The 16,534-nt window shown below is 68.9% G+C and carries 15 protein-coding genes; 7 read left to right on the plus strand and 8 right to left on the minus strand.

Annotated features, from left to right (window positions below):
- Nucleotides 1–56 precede the first annotated feature (56 nt).
- The 3 genes from ABWO84_RS13700 to ABWO84_RS13710 form a co-directional block, all read right to left on the minus strand.
- Entirely contained in the window at nt 57–467 is a 411-nt protein-coding gene (locus ABWO84_RS13700) for a VOC family protein (protein ID WP_353115474.1), read from the minus strand.
- Between the two features lie 81 nt (nt 468–548).
- On the minus strand, nt 549–1,586 hold the full coding sequence (locus ABWO84_RS13705) for an ABC transporter ATP-binding protein (protein ID WP_353115476.1): 1,038 nt from the start codon (nt 1,584–1,586) through the stop codon (nt 549–551).
- Nucleotides 1,573–2,604, minus strand: coding sequence for an ABC transporter ATP-binding protein (locus ABWO84_RS13710; RefSeq protein WP_353115478.1), 1,032 nt, complete (start codon nt 2,602–2,604; stop codon nt 1,573–1,575). The genes ABWO84_RS13705 and ABWO84_RS13710 overlap by 14 nt, the downstream gene beginning before the upstream one ends.
- A 154-nt stretch (nt 2,605–2,758) precedes the next feature.
- On the opposite strand from ABWO84_RS13710, the gene ABWO84_RS13715 reads away from it, so the two are divergent.
- The 7 genes from ABWO84_RS13715 to ABWO84_RS13745 are packed head-to-tail and all read left to right on the plus strand — an operon-like array spanning nt 2,759 to nt 10,620.
- Entirely contained in the window at nt 2,759–3,967 is a 1,209-nt protein-coding gene (locus ABWO84_RS13715; protein ID WP_353115480.1) for a dipeptidase, read from the plus strand.
- Complete coding sequence (locus tag ABWO84_RS13720; RefSeq protein WP_353115482.1) at nt 3,967–5,577, plus strand: ABC transporter substrate-binding protein; 1,611 nt, start codon at nt 3,967–3,969, stop codon at nt 5,575–5,577. Before ABWO84_RS13715 ends, ABWO84_RS13720 begins: the two co-directional genes overlap by 1 nt.
- Nucleotides 5,578–5,598: 21 nt before the next feature.
- Nucleotides 5,599–6,561: an ABC transporter permease gene (locus ABWO84_RS13725; protein ID WP_353115484.1), complete on the plus strand. Its 963-nt coding sequence runs from the start codon at nt 5,599–5,601 to the stop codon at nt 6,559–6,561.
- Nucleotides 6,558–7,451, plus strand: coding sequence for an ABC transporter permease (locus ABWO84_RS13730; protein ID WP_353115486.1), 894 nt, complete (start codon nt 6,558–6,560; stop codon nt 7,449–7,451). Before ABWO84_RS13725 ends, ABWO84_RS13730 begins: the two co-directional genes overlap by 4 nt.
- Before the next feature lie 25 nt (nt 7,452–7,476).
- Entirely contained in the window at nt 7,477–8,658 is a 1,182-nt protein-coding gene (locus ABWO84_RS13735; RefSeq protein ID WP_353115488.1) for a M24 family metallopeptidase, read from the plus strand.
- 46 nt (nt 8,659–8,704) lie between these two features.
- A complete protein-coding gene (locus ABWO84_RS13740; RefSeq protein WP_353115490.1) occupies nt 8,705–9,604 on the plus strand; it encodes an alpha/beta fold hydrolase in 900 nt (299 codons plus the stop codon).
- A complete protein-coding gene (locus ABWO84_RS13745) occupies nt 9,601–10,620 on the plus strand; it encodes an Lrp/AsnC family transcriptional regulator (RefSeq protein WP_353115492.1) in 1,020 nt (339 codons plus the stop codon). The genes ABWO84_RS13740 and ABWO84_RS13745 overlap by 4 nt, the downstream gene beginning before the upstream one ends.
- Nucleotides 10,621–10,650: 30 nt before the next feature.
- Here ABWO84_RS13745 and ABWO84_RS13750 read toward each other — a convergent pair whose 3' ends face one another.
- The 5 genes from ABWO84_RS13750 to ABWO84_RS13770 form a co-directional block, all read right to left on the minus strand.
- The gene (locus ABWO84_RS13750; RefSeq protein WP_353115494.1) at nt 10,651–11,805 is read right to left on the minus strand and encodes an ABC transporter ATP-binding protein; all 1,155 of its coding nucleotides are present in this window, start codon (nt 11,803–11,805) and stop codon (nt 10,651–10,653) included.
- Entirely contained in the window at nt 11,802–13,487 is a 1,686-nt protein-coding gene (locus ABWO84_RS13755; protein WP_353115496.1) for an ABC transporter permease, read from the minus strand. The genes ABWO84_RS13750 and ABWO84_RS13755 overlap by 4 nt, the downstream gene beginning before the upstream one ends.
- A gap of 164 nt (nt 13,488–13,651) precedes the next feature.
- Nucleotides 13,652–14,746: an ABC transporter substrate-binding protein gene (locus tag ABWO84_RS13760; protein ID WP_353115498.1), complete on the minus strand. Its 1,095-nt coding sequence runs from the start codon at nt 14,744–14,746 to the stop codon at nt 13,652–13,654.
- 131 nt (nt 14,747–14,877) lie between these two features.
- Nucleotides 14,878–15,570, minus strand: a complete 693-nt coding sequence (locus ABWO84_RS13765) for a response regulator transcription factor (RefSeq protein ID WP_353115500.1) — start codon at nt 15,568–15,570, stop codon at nt 14,878–14,880.
- Nucleotides 15,567–16,409, minus strand: a complete 843-nt coding sequence (locus tag ABWO84_RS13770; protein WP_353115502.1) for a sensor histidine kinase — start codon at nt 16,407–16,409, stop codon at nt 15,567–15,569. The genes ABWO84_RS13765 and ABWO84_RS13770 overlap by 4 nt, the downstream gene beginning before the upstream one ends.
- Nucleotides 16,410–16,534: the final 125 nt, after the last annotated feature.

Genomic DNA, 16,534 nt, shown 5'->3' on the forward strand with positions numbered 1-16,534 from the left:
CCCCCCCCCCCCCCCCCCCCCCCCCCCCCCCCCCCCCCCCCCCCCCGCGGCGGGGGTCATGCCTGGGGGTCCCCCATCACCATCCAGTCGACGCCGAAGCGGTCGGTGACCATCCCGAACTCGCCGCCCCAGGGCGGAGTGCCGTAGGGCATCGTCACGGTGCCTCCTTCGCCGAGGGCCTCCCAGATGCCGCGGGCGCGCTCGGCGTCCGCGCTGACCGTCACGGAGACGCCCTGCGGTGCCCGGTACTCCGTGCCGGTCGGAGTGTCCGCCCCCATCAGGACCATCCCGTCGGGGGTCTCCAGATAGGCGTGCATCACGCGATGCTCGTCGGCGGGATCCTGCATGGCGCCGGGGAACGCCGCGAACTCGATGACGTCGAGCGCACCGCCGAGCACGCTCTGGTAGAAGGTCATTGCCTCGCGGGCGTCGTCGCGGAACGAGAGATAGGGGGTGAGCGTCGCCATGATGATCCCTTCGTGGTCGGAGCCGGGGTCGTCCGGCTCGCGGCCAGTCTTCGCCCGCGGCGCCTCGGGCGCAAGGGGCGCTCAGGCGTCGACGGGCGCGGCGGCGATGTCCTCGGCGAAGTGGCAGGCCACCTCGCGCGCCGTGATCGGCTCGCGGGAAGGGCGGAGCTCGGGCAACGAGGCGGCGCACTCGTCGCGGGCGAATGCACATCGCGGGTGGAAACGGCATCCCGACGGAGGGTTCAGCGGCGACGGAGGCTCGCCCGTCAGCAGGCGACGACGGGAGAGCTTGCCCCGCTCGGCGCGGGTGTGCGGGGGCACCGCCGACAGCAGCGCCCGCGTGTAGGGGTGCGCCGGATGAGCGTAGACGTCGTCGGTGGCCCCTGACTCGGCGATCCGCCCGAGGTACATCACCGCGACGCGGTCGGCGAGGTGCTGCACGACGGACAGGTCGTGTGCGATGAACACCATGGCGACGCCCAGCCGGTCGCGGATCCCGGCGAGCAGGTTCACCACCTGGGCCTGCACCGACACGTCGAGCGCCGACACGGGCTCGTCGCAGATGAGCACGTCGGGGTCGAGCACCAGGGAACGGGCGATCCCGATGCGCTGGCGCTGCCCGCCGGAGAACTGGTGCGGATAGCGCCCCATCATCGAGGCGTTCAGCCCCACCACGTCGAGCAGCTCGGCGACCCGGTCGCGGCGCGACGCGGAGCTGCCGCGTCGCGTCGCGGCCATCGGCTCGGCGATGATCTCGCCCACCGTCATCCGCGGATTGAGCGAGGTGTACGGATCCTGGAAGATCATCTGCACCCCACGGCGCAGTCGGATGCGGTCCTGCCTCCGTCCGCGGGTGACGTCGTCGCCGCGGTACACGAGGGTCCCGCTGTCGGGGGTCTCCAACCCCACCAGCATCCTGGCCAGAGTGGACTTCCCGCATCCGGACTCGCCGACGATGCCGAGGACCTCGCCGGCGTGCAGGGAGAGGTCGACCCCCGCGACCGCGGAGACGCGCGTGGGGCGCAGACGGCTCCCGGCACTGAAGGTGCGCGTCAGGCCCCGTGCCTCCAGGACGGGCGGGGACGTCGGGGCGATCGACACGGAGTCAGGCGACGGCATGCAGGAGCTCCTCGGTGCGGAAGCAGGCGGTGACCCGTCCGCGGCCGACGTCGGCGAGCGGGGGTCGTTCGGCGGTGCACCTGTCCACCGCCATGTGGCATCGCGGTGCGAAGGCGCAGCCCGGAAGGTGCGCGCTGGGTGCGGGCGGTGAGCCGGGGATCGCGAAGAGCGGCTCGCCGCGGGTCAGCCCCTGCGGGATCGACCGCAGCAGCGCCTCGGTGTAGGGGTGCGCCGGCGTCGTCAGCACGACGTCGGCGTCGCCGGCCTCGACGATGCGGCCGGAGTACATCACCGCGACCCGGTCGGCGACCTCCATCACGACGCCCAGGTCGTGCGTGATGAGCAGCACGCCCATGCCGAGCTCGGTGCGGAGGCGTCCCAGCAGGTCGAGGATCTGTGCCTGCACGGTGACGTCGAGCGCCGTGGTCGGCTCGTCGGCGATCAGCAGCTGCGGCTCGAGGGCGATCGCCATCGCGATGAGGATGCGCTGGCGCATCCCGCCGGAGAACTGGTGCGGATAGTCGTCGATGCGCGTGGCCGGGGAGGGGATGCCGACGAGAGCGAGCAGTTCCGCCGCGCGTGCGCGCACGGCGGAGCGCGAGGCCGGGCGATGGGCGCGGATGAGGTCGCCGATCTGGTCGCCGATGCTCAGCACGGGGTTGAGCGCGGAGAGGGCGTCCTGGAGCACGAGGCTCATCGACTCGCCGCGGAGCCGCCTTCGCTGTTCGGGCGTGGATGCGAGAAGATCATGGGATACCAAACGGAGCCGGTCGGCCTGGACGACCGCGTCCTCCTGCAACCCCATGATCGCCCGCGCGGTGACGGACTTACCCGATCCCGACTCGCCGAGCAGCGCGACGACCTCGCCGCTGCGCACCTGGAGATCCACGCGATGCACGATCTGCGTCGCGTCCTTCGGCCCGCCCAGGGAGACGCGCAGGTTCTCGACATCGAGGACGACGCCGTCTCCGGCAGTGGCCGATGCGGTCCCGGTGGCCGCCCCTGCATCTCTGCTCATGTGCTCACTCTGCACCAAGTAACCAAATCATGCAAGATCTGTGCCGAATCTTCGCATTGAGGTTGACAAACGCGCCGAAATACCCGAGATTCAAGGTGTCCATGCTGAGGATGCGGGATGGGCCCCATCCGCGAGGACGAGCAAGGAGCGCTACGTGATCGAACCAGCAGAGCGGTACACCGGCTACACCGCCTACGACTACCTCGAGGCCGGAAGGGACTTCCGCGAGTTCCGCTATGCCAAGCAGATCGGCCGCGTCCCGGCGTATGAGGGTCTGCAGCTGACGGATGCGCAGACCGAACGCACGGCGCGCCTCCTGCGCGAGGAGACCGTGATCTCGCTGCACGAGCACGTGCAGGTCTTCCCGGAGGACATGGGCGAGCTGCGTGACCACATCCGCCAGGGCCGCGAACCCACCGCCTACGAGGGCCTCTCGCGTTCGGGGCTGACCGCCGTGTTCGACAACGGCATGGACGGCACCTGCTGCATCTCCTCGGACGCCGGGTGGAAGTACCAGGACGTGCTCTTCGACCTGGGCGTGCGGATGGCCGACATGGCGCATCAGGACTTCGTGGTCAAGGCCGAGTCCGTCAAGGACATCGAGCACGCGGCGGCGACCGGCCGGATCGCCCACGTCTTCGCACTCGAGGCGGCGACGATGATCGAGAACGAGGTCGATCGTCTCGACGTGCTCTACGGCTTCGGCGTCCGCCAGATGGGTATCGCGTACTCCGAGGCGAACACGCTCGGCAGCGGTCTCAAGGAGCGCGGCGACGGCGGGCTGACGTACTTCGGCGAGCGGGCCGTCGAGCGGATGAACAAGCTCGGCATCGCGATCGACATCTCGCACTCCGGCGACCGCACCTGCGTCGACGTGATCAAGCACTCCCGGGTCCCCGTGTTCATCACGCACGCCGGCGCCCGCGGCCTCTGGCCGACCAATCGGATGAAGACCGACGAGACGATCATCGAGTGCGCGAAGCGCGGCGGGGTGATCGGCATCGAAGCGGCGCCGCACACCACGCTGTCCCCCGCGCACCCGAAGCACTCCCTGGAGTCGGTCATGGACCACTTCGCGTACTGCGTCGACCTCGTCGGCATCGACCACGTGAGCTTCGGTCCGGACACCCTGTTCGGCGACCACGTGGGTCTGCACGACGCCTTCTCGTCGAACCTGTCGATCGGGCAGGCCCACGGGCACGTGGACTACGAGAAGCAGCCCTACGTCGACGGGGTCGAGAACCCCGCCGAAGCGTTCTACAACATCATCGGCTGGCTGGTGAAGAACGACTACTCCGACGACGAGATCCGCAAGGTCGTCGGAGGCAACACGATGCGGGTCCTCAAGGAGGTATGGGTCTGATGAAGAGAAGCGCAGTGGTGGCCGCCCTCGTCGCGGCCGCCCTGGCGCTGACGGCGTGCGCGCCCTCAGCGCCGCCCGAGCCGACAGGCACGGGCACGGGACCGAGCGACAAGACGCTGTCGATCGGCACGACCAGCGACGTGGTCAACTTCAATCCGGTGCTCGGCAACAGCCGCACCGACTCGTGGGTCACCAACCTGATGTACCCGCACCTGCTCTCGATCGACGAGAACGGGGCGAAGGAGCCCTTCATCGCCGAGAAGTGGGGCTACGTCGACGACACGACCGGGTACTACGAGATCAAGAAGGGGCTCACCTGGAGCGACGGCAAGCCCCTCACCGCCGAGGACGTCGCCTGGACCCTGAACGCGGTCAAGCGCGACAAGGCGCCCGGCACCTTCTTCGGACAGCTGGGCAACCTCGACGTCGCCACGGCGGTCTCCGACACCCGCGTCGAGATGAAGCTGCTGCGGCCGGACGCCTCGATCGTCGAGGAGATCGGCTTCTGGGGCGTCGTCGTCCCCCAGCACGTCTTCGAGCCGAAGGGATCGATCGCCTCCTTCGCCAACGACGGCAAGGACGGCGGATGGGTCGGCCTCGGCCCGTTCGTGATGAAGGACTTCCAGGTCGGGCAGCACTACACGCTCGAGCGGGTCAAGGACTACCCGCTGGTGAAGGGCGGTGTGCCGGGACCCGCGAAGGTGGTGTTCCGCGTCTATCCCGACATCAACACCGAGATCCTCGCGCTGCAGAGTGGCGAGATCGACGTCATCGCCAACGCGCTGCCCCCGGCACAGGTCGAGAAGCTGAAGTCGGCCCAGGGTCTCCAGGTGATCGAGGCTCCGGGTCTGGGCTACGCGCACATGACCTACAACATGGACAATCCCGACCTGAAGAAGACCGAGGTGCGTCAGGCCCTGGCCCATGCCGTCGACTACGACGCCATCCGCAGCGTCGTGCTCCAGGGGCAGGCGGTGTCGACGCAGTCGAGCGCCATCATGCCGGTGCTGTCCAAGTACTTCGACAAGAGCATCCAGCAGTACGCATACGATCCCGACCAGTCGAGGAAGCTCATGGAGAAGGCGGGCTACACGGCCGACTCCTCCGGTCGGTTCCCCGTGAAGTTCACCCTGATCTACTCGCTGCAGGACTCGGTGACGAGCCAGTGGGCCCAGATGGTCAAGGACGGCGCCGCGAAGGCGGGCATCACCGTCGACCTCAAGGGGGCCGAGCGCAACACCTACCTGTCGATGACCAACGACGGCGCCTACGACATCTACGCGGGCAACTTCGCGATCATGGACGACCCGGCCACGAACTTCTCGTTGTCGTACCTCCCCGGCGGCGCGATCAACTACACGCACGTGGACGACCCCGAGCTGAACGCGCTCATCGAGAAGGCCATGGTGACCTTCGACGAGAAGGAGCGGATCAGCGTCATGCAGAAGGCGAACAAGATCGTGCACGACGAGGTCTACGACAACGTCATGTACACGCAGAACCTCTTCTTCGCCGCCAGCGACAAGTGGACGGGCTTCATCTCGAGGCCCAGTGAACTGCTGTCCATCGTCAACCCGGTGTCGCTGGCTTCGGCCACGCCCGCCGGCTGACGCACGAGGAAGGTCGCCCGGGTGTCCCGCTTCTCCTTCATCCTTCGCCGGCTCGCGCGCGGAGTCCTGACGATCTGGTTCGCCGTGACCGTCACGTTCCTGCTGCTGCGGCTGCTGCCGGGCGATCCGGCGACGGCGCTCGCGAGCCCGAACATGACCGCGGAGATCCGGGCGACCATCCTCACCCAGTACGGCCTCGACCAGCCCCTCATCGTGCAGTACGGACTGTTCATGTGGCAGCTGGTGCAGGGGAACCTCGGCATCTCGTTCACCCAGTCCGTCCCCGTCGTGGACGTCCTGATGCAGCGACTGCCGTGGACCCTGCTGCTCACCCTCACCGCGCTCGCGCTGACGGTGCTCATCGGCATCCCGCTCGGCGTCGCGGCGGCCGCCCGCAAGGGCACGTTCGTCGACCGCGCGGTGCAGGTGGTCGGCGTCACCGGGCAGTCGCTCTTCGTCCCGAGCGTCGCGGTGTTCCTGCTGTTCGCGTTCGGGCTGATGCTGGGATGGTTCCCGATCGGCGGCGCGTACGACAACGGCGCCTACGGGATGGAGTGGTACGCGAGCGTGGCCCGCCACCTCGTGCTTCCCGCGGTGTCGCTGATGCTCGTCCAGGTCGGCTCCTACGTGCTGACCATGCGCTCGACCCTGATCGATGCGCTGGGCGAGGACTACGTCACGCTCGCGAGGGCGAACGGCCTGCCCTACCGGCGCATCCTCTGGCGTCACGCACTGCGCAACGCCCTGCTGCCGACGACCACCCTGATCGGCCTCCAACTGGGGTTCCTCGTCGGGGGTGCGGTGCTCACCGAGACCGTGTTCGCCTATCCCGGCATCGGGCGCGGCATCTACGACGCGGTCACCCAGCTCGACTTCCCGGTGCTGCAAGGCGCCTTCCTCATGCTCGCGGTGACGGTCGTCGTCGCCAACACCATCACGGACATCGTCTACGGATACCTCGACCCCCGGGTGAAGACCTCATGACTGAAGCACTGGTGAACTCGATCGGCGGCGCCGAACCGGTCGCGACCGAGAAGGCGCGCGCCTCGGTGCAGACCTGGCGGGCTTTCCGGCGCGATCCGCTGGGGATGGTCTCGCTCGGGTGCCTGATCCTGCTCGTGATCGTCTCCTTCGCCGCCCCGCTCATCGCCCCGTATCCGGCGAGCTACGGCACCGACGTGCTGAAGCCGCCGGGCGGCGCCTACTGGTTCGGCACCGACGCCCTCGGGCGCGACGTGTTCTCCGAGGTGATCTGGGGCACTCAGCAGAGCGTGCTCGTCGCGGTGGCGGCCTCGGTGATCGCGATCGCCTTCGGCACGTTCGTCGCCGTCGTCGGCGCCTACTTCCGGCGTGCGGACGGCATCATCAGCATCGTGGTCGACATGACCCTCTCACTGCCGGTGCTGCCGCTGATGATCCTCGTCGCCGCGCTCGCGGGCCCCAGCACGATGACGATCATCCTCGTCGTCGCGGCCTTCTCTTGGCCGGAGGTCACCCGCCTCGTACGGTCGCAGGCCCTCACGGTCGTGAACCTCCCCTACGTCGACGCCTCGCGGCTGATGACGACCTCGTCCTGGTGGATCATCAGCCGGCACGTGCTGCCGGCCGTCACCCCCGTGGTGGTCGTCTCTGTCGTCGTCACCGCCTCCCGTGCCGTGCTGTCCGCGGCCGGCCTGGCGTTCCTCGGTCTCGGCGACCCGACCACCTGGTCCTGGGGACGCATCCTCTACGAGGCGCAGCAGGCGGGCGCGATGTCGAGCGCCTGGTGGCTCACGCTGTTCCCCTCGATCGCGATCCTCGTGCTGGTCCTCTCGGCCACGCTGCTCTCGATCGCCTACAACGACGCGAGGAACCCTCGCAGCCGCAGACGATGACCTCCGACAGGAACGGAACGGACACATGACCCGGTTCTCCCAGCGCCTCCCCGAAGCGTTCTTCGACCGGCCGCAGGCCCGGGTGCGTGAGCGCCTGGCGGCGGAGGGGCTCGATGCGCTCCTCACCGACCACCCGGAGGACATCGCCTACCTGACGGGGTTCTTCCACCACCCCTCCGAACGCCCGGTCGCGGTGTGGATCGACGCCGAGGGGCGAACCGTGATGCTGCTCCCCGAGCTGGAGCGGGAGTACGCCCTGTCGCAGTCGTCCCGCGCCGAGCTCGTCGCCTTCCCGGAGTTCCCCGGGGTGGTCCCGCCGTTCTCGTTCCTCGCCGCGGTCGTCGGCGGCGGCCCGCGGAGGATCGGGTTCACCACGATGATGACGACGGAGCGCCTCCTCGCCGCGCAGCGCGCGTTCGACGGGGCGTCGTGGCATCCGACCGAGCTGGTGACCCGGGCCCGCTACGTGAAGTTCCGGGAGGAGATCGAGCTTCATCGGGAGGCGGCCCGCGTCACCGACCGGATGCTGGTCTCGGCCGTCGCCCTCATCCGCGACGCGGTGTCGAACGGGGGAGCGCTGCCCTCCGAGGCGGAGCTCGCCTCGCACGTGGCCTCGGTCGGCACGGGCATCATGTATGCGGAGCACGACGACGTCGTGGTCTCGTCCTTCCAGGCGGGCGGGCTGGTCTACACCGGCGACAACTCCTCCTATCCGCACGGGCTCCCGTCGGAGCGGCGGCTGGCGCCCGGGGACACGTTCATGCTCTCGCTCGGCTGTGCGGTCGGCGGGCGCTTCGTGGAGGGGGAGCGCACGTTCGTGCTCGGCACGCCCTCGCCGCAGCAGCGCGCGTTCCACGAGACGGTGCGCCGTGCTCAGGAGGCCGGCGGGCGGGCCATCGCGGCCGGCGCGGAGTGCCGCGAGCCGAACCGGATCTGCCTCGACGTGATCAGGGGCGCCGGGTTCGGCGAGCACCTGCGTCACCGCCAGGGACACGGCATCGGCCTCGGGATGCACGAGCCGCCGTGGCTGGAGGACGGCGACGACACGGTGCTCGAGGCGGGCATGATCGTGTCCAACGAGCCGGGCATCTACATCCCCGGCCATGCCGGCTACCGGATCAGCGACAGCATGCTCGTCACCGAGTCGGGTGCGGAGGCGCTGACGTCGTACCCGCGCGGGCTCGACGACTGCACGGTCGAGCTCTGACGCGGCCGCGGACGAGAGACAGAAGGAAGAGAGAGGAACGCAGACGATGAGCGGCAATGAGGTATCCCCGGAGTTCGCGCGGGCGACGACGGACGCGCAGTGGGTCGAGATCAACGGCAACCACCTGGCCGTCGAGGTCCTCGGCCCCGAAGGCGCTCCGGTGATCATCACGCACCACGGCGCGCCGGGCCTGGGCTCGCGCGCCGAGCCCAGGGCGAGCTTCGGGCGCCTCGCGGACGAGTACCGCGTGGTGGTCTTCGACGCGCGCGGCAGCGGGCAGAGCGAGGGCAACGGCACCTTCAGCCACGAGCAGTGGGCAGCGGACATCGACGCGCTGCGCGAGTGGATCGGGGCCGAGACGATCGCGATCGCCGGCGGCTCCTATGGCGGGTTCATGGCGATGGAGTACGCGCTTCGGTATCCGCAGCGGGTCGCGGCGGTCGTGCTGCGGGACACCTCCCCTGACAACGAGAACGCCGACGCCGCACGCAAGAACGCGCTCGCGACCGATCGTGTCGTGATCGACATGGAGAAGTTCGACCGCATCGACTACGGGCGCGTGCGCGACGACGAGGACCTCAAGGACTGCTGGCGCGAGATCCTCCCGCTGTACGACTTCGTCTACGACCCGGAGGCCGTCGAGCGCAAGGTCGAGGCGACGCCGTACCGCTACCAGGCGCACAACTACGCCTTCTCGGTGAACATGCCGGCCTACGACATCAAGCCGCAGCTGCCCTCGCTCGCCGCGCCGATGCTCATCACGGTGGGCAGGACCGACTGGATCACGCCGGTATCGTGTAGCGAGACAATCGCCGAGCTGGTGCCGAACTCCGAACTCGTCGTCTTCGAACGTTCGGGCCACTCCCCGCAGATCGAAGAGGCAGACGCGTGGACAAGGACCGTCCGGGAGTTCCTGCACAGGGTGTACCCGTCAGCGGCACGATGACCGCCTCCGTCACCGGACGGGCGGTCGACGAGCTCGACCGGAGGATCATCATCGGCCTGCAGCAGGACGGCAGGGCCAGCTGGACCGCGCTCGCCGAGTTCGCCGACGCCTCGGTGTCGACGGTCGCGCGGCGCGGCCAGCAGCTGCTGAACGACGGGATCGTGCGGGTGGACGTCGTCCCGACGCTGGGCTTCGACGGCTACGTCGAGACATATCTCATCCGGATCAACTGCACGCCCGGCCGCCAGGTCGAGGTCGCAGAGAAGCTGGTCGGCTCGCCGTACGTACGGTTCGTCGCCCTGATGACCGGCAAATTCGACATCTTCGCCGAGGTGGTGATCCCGGGGGAGTCGGCGAACTACACTCGGGTGCTGACCGAGCTGCAGGCGATCCCCGGGGTCGAGCGCTGGCGGAGCGACCTCCTGCTGCACACGCACAAGGTGAGTTTCGACTGGGGGCGGCAGCTGCTGGCCCCGGAGGAGCGCGACCGCGGCCCCCGGGTGACCATGCCGGCGCCGAACACCTGCGATCCGAGTCACTTCGACGACACCGACCGGCGGATCGTCGAGGTGCTGCAGGCCGACGGGCGCGCGTCGTTCTCGTCGATCGCCGCCGCGCTCTCGGTGAACGAGTCGAGCGTGCGCCGACGATATGAGCGGATGCGGGCGAACGGCTGCCTCACGCCCGCGACCATCGTGTCGGCGGCGGCGCTGGGCATGAGCGCGGAGACGTTCTTCCTGCTGAGGGTCGAGCCGTCGCAGCTCACGGCTGTGGCCGACGAGCTCGTCACCCACGACGCCGTGCGATTCGTGGCATCGCCGCTCGACGAGAACGCGCTCTACTGCGAGGTGATCCTTCCGGGGACCGAGGCGCTGCACCAGTACATGACGCACACGATCGGGCAGCTCAAGGGCGTGAAGGGGTGGGCGGCGCACCAGGAGCTCGTGTTCCTCAAGCGCGGTTTCGTGGAGACCACGTGGTGGCGCGCCCAGGTCGGAGCACCGGCGCGGGCCTGAGGACGGACCGGCGCTCCGACCTGAGCGCGCTCAGGATGCGGGCTCTGCGGGAAGCAGCCAGGCCCTTTCCGGCTCGATCGCCACGTCGACCATCGTCGCGGGCTCCAGGATCTCGCCGGGCAGGGGATCGTGCACCACGGCGGTGATGTTGCCGCGATCCGTCTCGATCTCGTACTCGATGCCCGCACCGTAGAACACCGACGACAGCACGCGTCCGGTGCGGCCTGCGACGGACGCCTCGGACGGCGCCGGATGCACGGAGACCGACTCCGGGCGGACGAGGAGCACGGCGGGCTCGCCGACGCGCACCGCATGGTGCGCGGGCACCACGGCCTCGCGCCCGAGCGCCTCGATCCGTGCGGAAGCGCCCTGCTCCTCCTGCTGCAGCGCGAAGCCGACGACGTCGATGAAGTTCGCCTGGCCGATGAAGTCGGCGACGAACATCGATTCGGGACGTCGATAGACGATCTCGGGAGGCGCGACCTGCTCGATCCGCCCCTGCCGCATCACGACGATGCGGTCCGACAGGCTCATCGCCTCGTCCTGGTCGTGCGTGACGTACACCGCGGTGATGCCGAGTTGCCGCTGAATGCGTCGGATCTCGGTCCGCATCTGCACGCGCAGCTTCGCGTCGAGGTTGGACAGCGGCTCGTCGAAGAGCAGCACCTTGGGCTTCATGACCAGCGCCCTCGCGAGAGCGACCCGCTGCTGCTGTCCTCCGGAGAGCTGGTTCGGAGAGCGATCCGCATAGGTCGTCAGGCTCATCGCCGCGAGCGCGTATCCGACCTCTTGCTGGATCTGCTTCCGGCTCAGCTTCTGCAGCTTCAGGCCGTAGGCGACGTTGTCGAACACCGACATGTGGGGGAACAGCGCGTACGACTGGAAGACCATTGCCATGGGGCGCTTGTCCGGCGTGAGCGAGACCATGTCCTCGCCGTCGAGGGTCAGCTCTCCGCCCGTGGGGCTCTCGAATCCGGCGATCATCCGGAGCGTGGTGGTCTTCCCGCACCCCGACGGTCCCAGCAGCGTCAGGAACTCCCCGGCTCGGATGTCGAGGTCGACGCCAGAGACGGCAAGGGAGCCGGTGGCGCCGGGATACTCCTTGCTGATCCCGTCGAGGCGCAGGGCGCCGGGCTGCGGGGCGTCGAGGTGGTCGACGGCCGGGTGCTGTTCGGTCGTGTTCATGACGAGAAGCCCTTCGAAGGGAGGCCGGAGGTCCGGCGGGCGCGGGTGGTGGGGCGGGGATCGCGGACGAGGAGGTTCATCAGCCCGATCACCCCGATGACGATGACGATGAGGATGGTGCAGTAGGCGAACGCGTTGCCGAAGCGTCCGGCATCGACCTCCGAGAGGATCTGCGATGTCATGATCTTGGTCTGCGGAGTGGTGATGAAGATGATCGGCGAGAGCGTCGTCATCGCGCGGGCGAACGCGTAGGTGAGCCCGGAGAGCAGCGCGGGGCGGATCAGGGGGAGGGTGATCGTGCGGAATGTGGTCAGCCCCGATGCCCCGAGCGAAGTGGAGGCTTCGTCGATCGCGGGATCGATCTGCTGCAGCGCGGCGACCCCTGACCGCTGACCGGACGGCATCGAGCGGATCACGTAGACCATCACGATCGCCATCGCCCCGCCCAGGATGGCGCCGCCGCCGGCGAGTGCAGGCAGCAGCTGGACGTTGCCGATGATGAGCGGGCGGTTGAACGCGAGGGCGTAGCCGATGCCGAGCACCGTGCCGGGCACCGCCAGCCCGAGCATCCCGAGGAAGTCGAGCGCCCCGCGACCGCGGCGCACCTTCCGGACGATCAGCCAGGCCAACACCATGCCGAGGAATCCGGCGATCGGCGTGGCGATCAACGCGAGGAGCGTCGTCGTGAACATCGCGTCGGAGCCGATCCCGCCGAGCACGTACTGGTAGTTCTTCAGAGTGAACGCGTTGTCGACGCCGAGGATGTTGGTGAACGCTCCGACGAACACCGTGATGTAGATCGAGAGGATCAGCGCGGAGATCGCGTACACGACGGTCATGATCGGCAGACGCCCCAGGAAGGAGCCGATGAGCGACACCCTCCCCGCGGGCTTCCCCGTGACCGACACGACGCTCTTGCGCTCGGCCCAGTACCTCTGGACGAGGAAGACGAGGAGGCCCGGCAGGAGGAGGACCAGCGAGTAGGCGGCCCCGCCCGCGACGTCGTACTCTCCGGTGATGGCGATATAGGCGCGACTGGAGAGCACGGTGAAGTCGCCGCCGATCACCAGCGGGTTGGCGAGGTCGGCGATCGCCTCGACGAACAGCAGCAGGAAGCAGCTGGCGAAGCCGGGCGCCAGCATCGGGATCGTGATGCTGCGGAAGATCTTCCAGCGGTTGGCCCCGAGATTCGAGGCCGCCTCGTCCATCGCCGGATCGAGGCTGCGCAGCATCCCGAGAAGATTCATGTACGCGACCGGGAAGAAGGAGAGCCCGAGGACGATCGTGAGGCCGGCGAGGCCGTAGACGTTGTACTCGAGGCCGAGCAGCTTGTTCGTGATGAGGCCGCTCCGTCCGAAGAGCGTGACCACGGCGGTGGCGACGGCGAAGGGTGGCGAGACGATGGGCAGCAGCGCGACGAGGTGCAGCAGACGCTTGCCGCGGAACTGCAGCCGGGCCTGCGCATAGGCGAAGCAGAACCCGATCGCGGTCCCGACGGCGCCGACCACCACGCCGAGCAGGATGGTGTTCCACAGCACCGTACGGTTTACCGGCGAGGTGAAGATCGCGGCCAGCGTGTCGCGTCCCTCGGGTGTGAACGACTGGGTCAGGATCCGCGCCAGCGGATAGCCGATCAGGATCAGCAGGATGAGGACGACGATCACGATGACCGCCTTGGTCACGGTGTCGAGTCGGTTGAATCTGGATGCCGGTGCGCGCAACCGTGAGGGTGCGGGCGCCGTACGCAGCGTGTCGATGCTCATAGGGCCTCCGGGCCGGGACGCCCCCTGGCGTCCCGGCCTGTCCGGTTCGAGGTTTCTGTTCGTGTCCGTCCGCGCGGGCCCGGTCACTCCTTGGGCTGGGGCGCGATCTCCGCGTCGAACCGCTTGGTCAGCTTCGGCTTCTCCGCGGCGGCCTTGGCGAAGTCGTAGTCCACGAGCTTCACGGACGACAGGTCGACCATCCGGTCGTCGGTCTTGGCCTCGGGGTTGGTCGGAACCTGGTACGAGCCGACAGTCGCGCCGATCTCCTGAGCCTCGGGCGTGAGCGCCCAGTCGATGTAGGCCTTCGCCGCCGCCGGGTTGTCCGTGCCCTTGACCATCGCGACGCCGCCGATCTCATAGCCGGTTCCCTCGTCGGGGAACGCGACGACGAGGTCCTTCATGCCCTCCTCCTTGTACTTCACGCAGTCGTGCGAGAAGACCAGGCCGACGGCGACCTCTCCGCGACCTGCCGTCTGCCCGGGAGCCGTACCGCTCTTGGAGTACTGCAGGACGTTGTTGTGCAGCTTGCGCATGTAGGCGAGCGCGGCGTCCTCATCGCCGTTCGCGAGGGTGACCTGCGTCCACAGCGTGGTGAACGCCGTGCCCGACGTGGAGGGGTGTGCGGTGGACACCTGGCCCTTCAGCTTCGGGTCGAGGAGATCGGCCCAGGACTCGGGGGCCTTCGCGCCCAGCTTGTCCAGCACTGCCTGATTGGAGCAGAAGCCCAGGACGCCGACGTACACGCCGTTCCACGAGCCGTCCTTGCTCTTGTACTTGGCGGGGATCTTCTCCGCGTTGGGCGAGTCGTAGGCCTCGAGAAGTCCGGCGTCCGCGGCGGCGCCATAGCCGTCGGCGGGGCCGCCGTGCCAGACGTCGAACTCCGGCATGTCCTTCGCCGCGTTGAGGCGCGCGACGGTCTCGCCCGACGAGAGTCGCACGAAGTCGGTCGAGACGCCGGTCTTCTTCTCGAAGGCGTCCGTCATCGCCTGGCACCAGTCCTCCATCGCGCCGCAGGCGACGGTGAGGCTGCCGCCGAGCTTGGCGTCACTTCCGGAGGGAGTCGGTGCGCTGGTGTCCACGACGCAACCGGTGAGGGTCAGCGCGGCGGCCGCCGAGACGGAAAGCGCCAGAGGGAGCCTGCTCTTCATGGTGTTGAACCTTTCGTTCTGGAGCTTCATCGCTCCTCGGCCGAGGCCTTCCGCCCGGCCGCTATCGACTTCGACGCCTGCCACGCTAGGGCAGCGGAGAGGCCCGTCCGGTGCCGCGGCGGTCACGCTCGGTCACAGCGCTGTGACCGTCCTCCCGTCGCTCAATCGTCCGCGTGGAGCCTGTACCCCTCGGCGCGCACCCCTTCGAGCGCCCCGGCGAACCCGGCTTCGACGAGATGGCTCCGCAATCGGTAGACCGCGGTCTTGAGCATCGCCCGCGTTCCGGGGCCTTCCGCCTGCTGCCATCCGGCGAGGAGGAGGTCCCGGAACGGGACGGTGGCGCCGTCAGCCTGCATCAGTCGTGCGAGGATGCGGCGCTCGGTCGGGGACAGCGGGACGATCCGTCCTGAGACCGACGTCGTGCCCCGCTCGTCGATCCGCAGCGGACCCGCGCTCAGCCCGGACGGTGGCGCCTGTCGCCTGGTCCGGCGGACCAGGGCCTCCGCCCGCAGCGCGAGCTCGCGCGGATGGAACGGCTTGGTCACGTAGTCGTCGGCACCGTTCTCCAGCCCAGCCACCCTGTCCGAGGTCTCGCCGCGCGCCGTGAGGAGGATGATCGGCACATCGCTGACCTCTCGCACGCGGCGGCAGAGGGTGAGGCCCGAGCCGTAGGGGAGCATCACGTCGAGGACGAGGAGGTCGAAGCGATGCTCGCGGAAGGACGTCCAGGCCGCCTCGGACGTACCGCAGGTGGAGGTCGCGAACCCCTGCGTCTCCAGGGCGAACGCGACGATGTCGAGCATCTGTGGCTCGTCGTCCACCACGAGGGCGTGCGGCGGGACGACACCGGTCATGACGCCGCCTCCGCGCGTGCCGGTCTGGCGGAATCCTCGTGGGAGGTCGGCACCGAGAACATCATGGTCGTTCCGCGCCCCGGAGTCGTGTCGACGTATACCTCGCCGCCGTGCATCCGCACGATCTGACGGGTGATGACGAGGCCCAGACCGGTGCCGTCGCGCAGCGGCCGGCCGCTCGCGAACCGCTCGAAGAGCTGTTGCCGCTGCTCGGAGGACATGCCGGAGCCGTCGTCACTCACCGAGATGAGCACCTGCTCGTCCGCGCCGACGATGCGGAGGGTGATCAGCCGGGCATCCTCGGCGTGCGCCATCGCATTGGTGAGGAGGTTGGTGATCGCTTGGCGCATCAGCTTCGCATCGGCCCATGCGCGCGGCGGTGCGCCCGGGCAGTCGAGCGCGATGCCGACGGGATGGAGCAGTCGCAGCTCTCGGACGACCCCGGTGGCGAGAGACCGGAAATCGACCCGCTGCAGATGCAGCTCGAACATTCCCGCGTCGATGCGCGCCTGCACCAGGAGGTCCTGCGCGAGGTCGATGACCGTGTGGCAGTTCGCCGAGATGGTCTCCACGAAACGCGCCTGGCTGGGGGTCAGCGGACCGGGCGTCCCCTCCGCGAGGAGGTCCGCGGCGCCCTTCATCAGCGCGAGGGGAGTGCGGATCTCATGGCTGACCACCGAGATCTGATCGGCGTTCCGGTGCGCGGTGCGCCGCAGACGGCGGAGATCGGCGCGATCCGCCTGCCAGGCGCGGCGCAGGCGCAGCACGACGAGGGCGGCGGTCACGGCGATGATCGACGAGACGGCCGCGATCCCCCATGCCCACGCCGCGGTGCTCATCGTGACACTCTATCCACGGGCGGCAGACGCTCGCGGGCCCCGGCCCGCCCGCTGTGGACAGAGGATCGTGACGAGCGACGGCACCCGCGACGATCCGCGTCCGCGGTGTGTCGGAGGCGGGTGCC

Source organism: Microbacterium sp. (assembly GCF_040394595.1).
Taxonomy (GTDB): Bacteria; Actinomycetota; Actinomycetes; order Actinomycetales; family Microbacteriaceae; genus Microbacterium.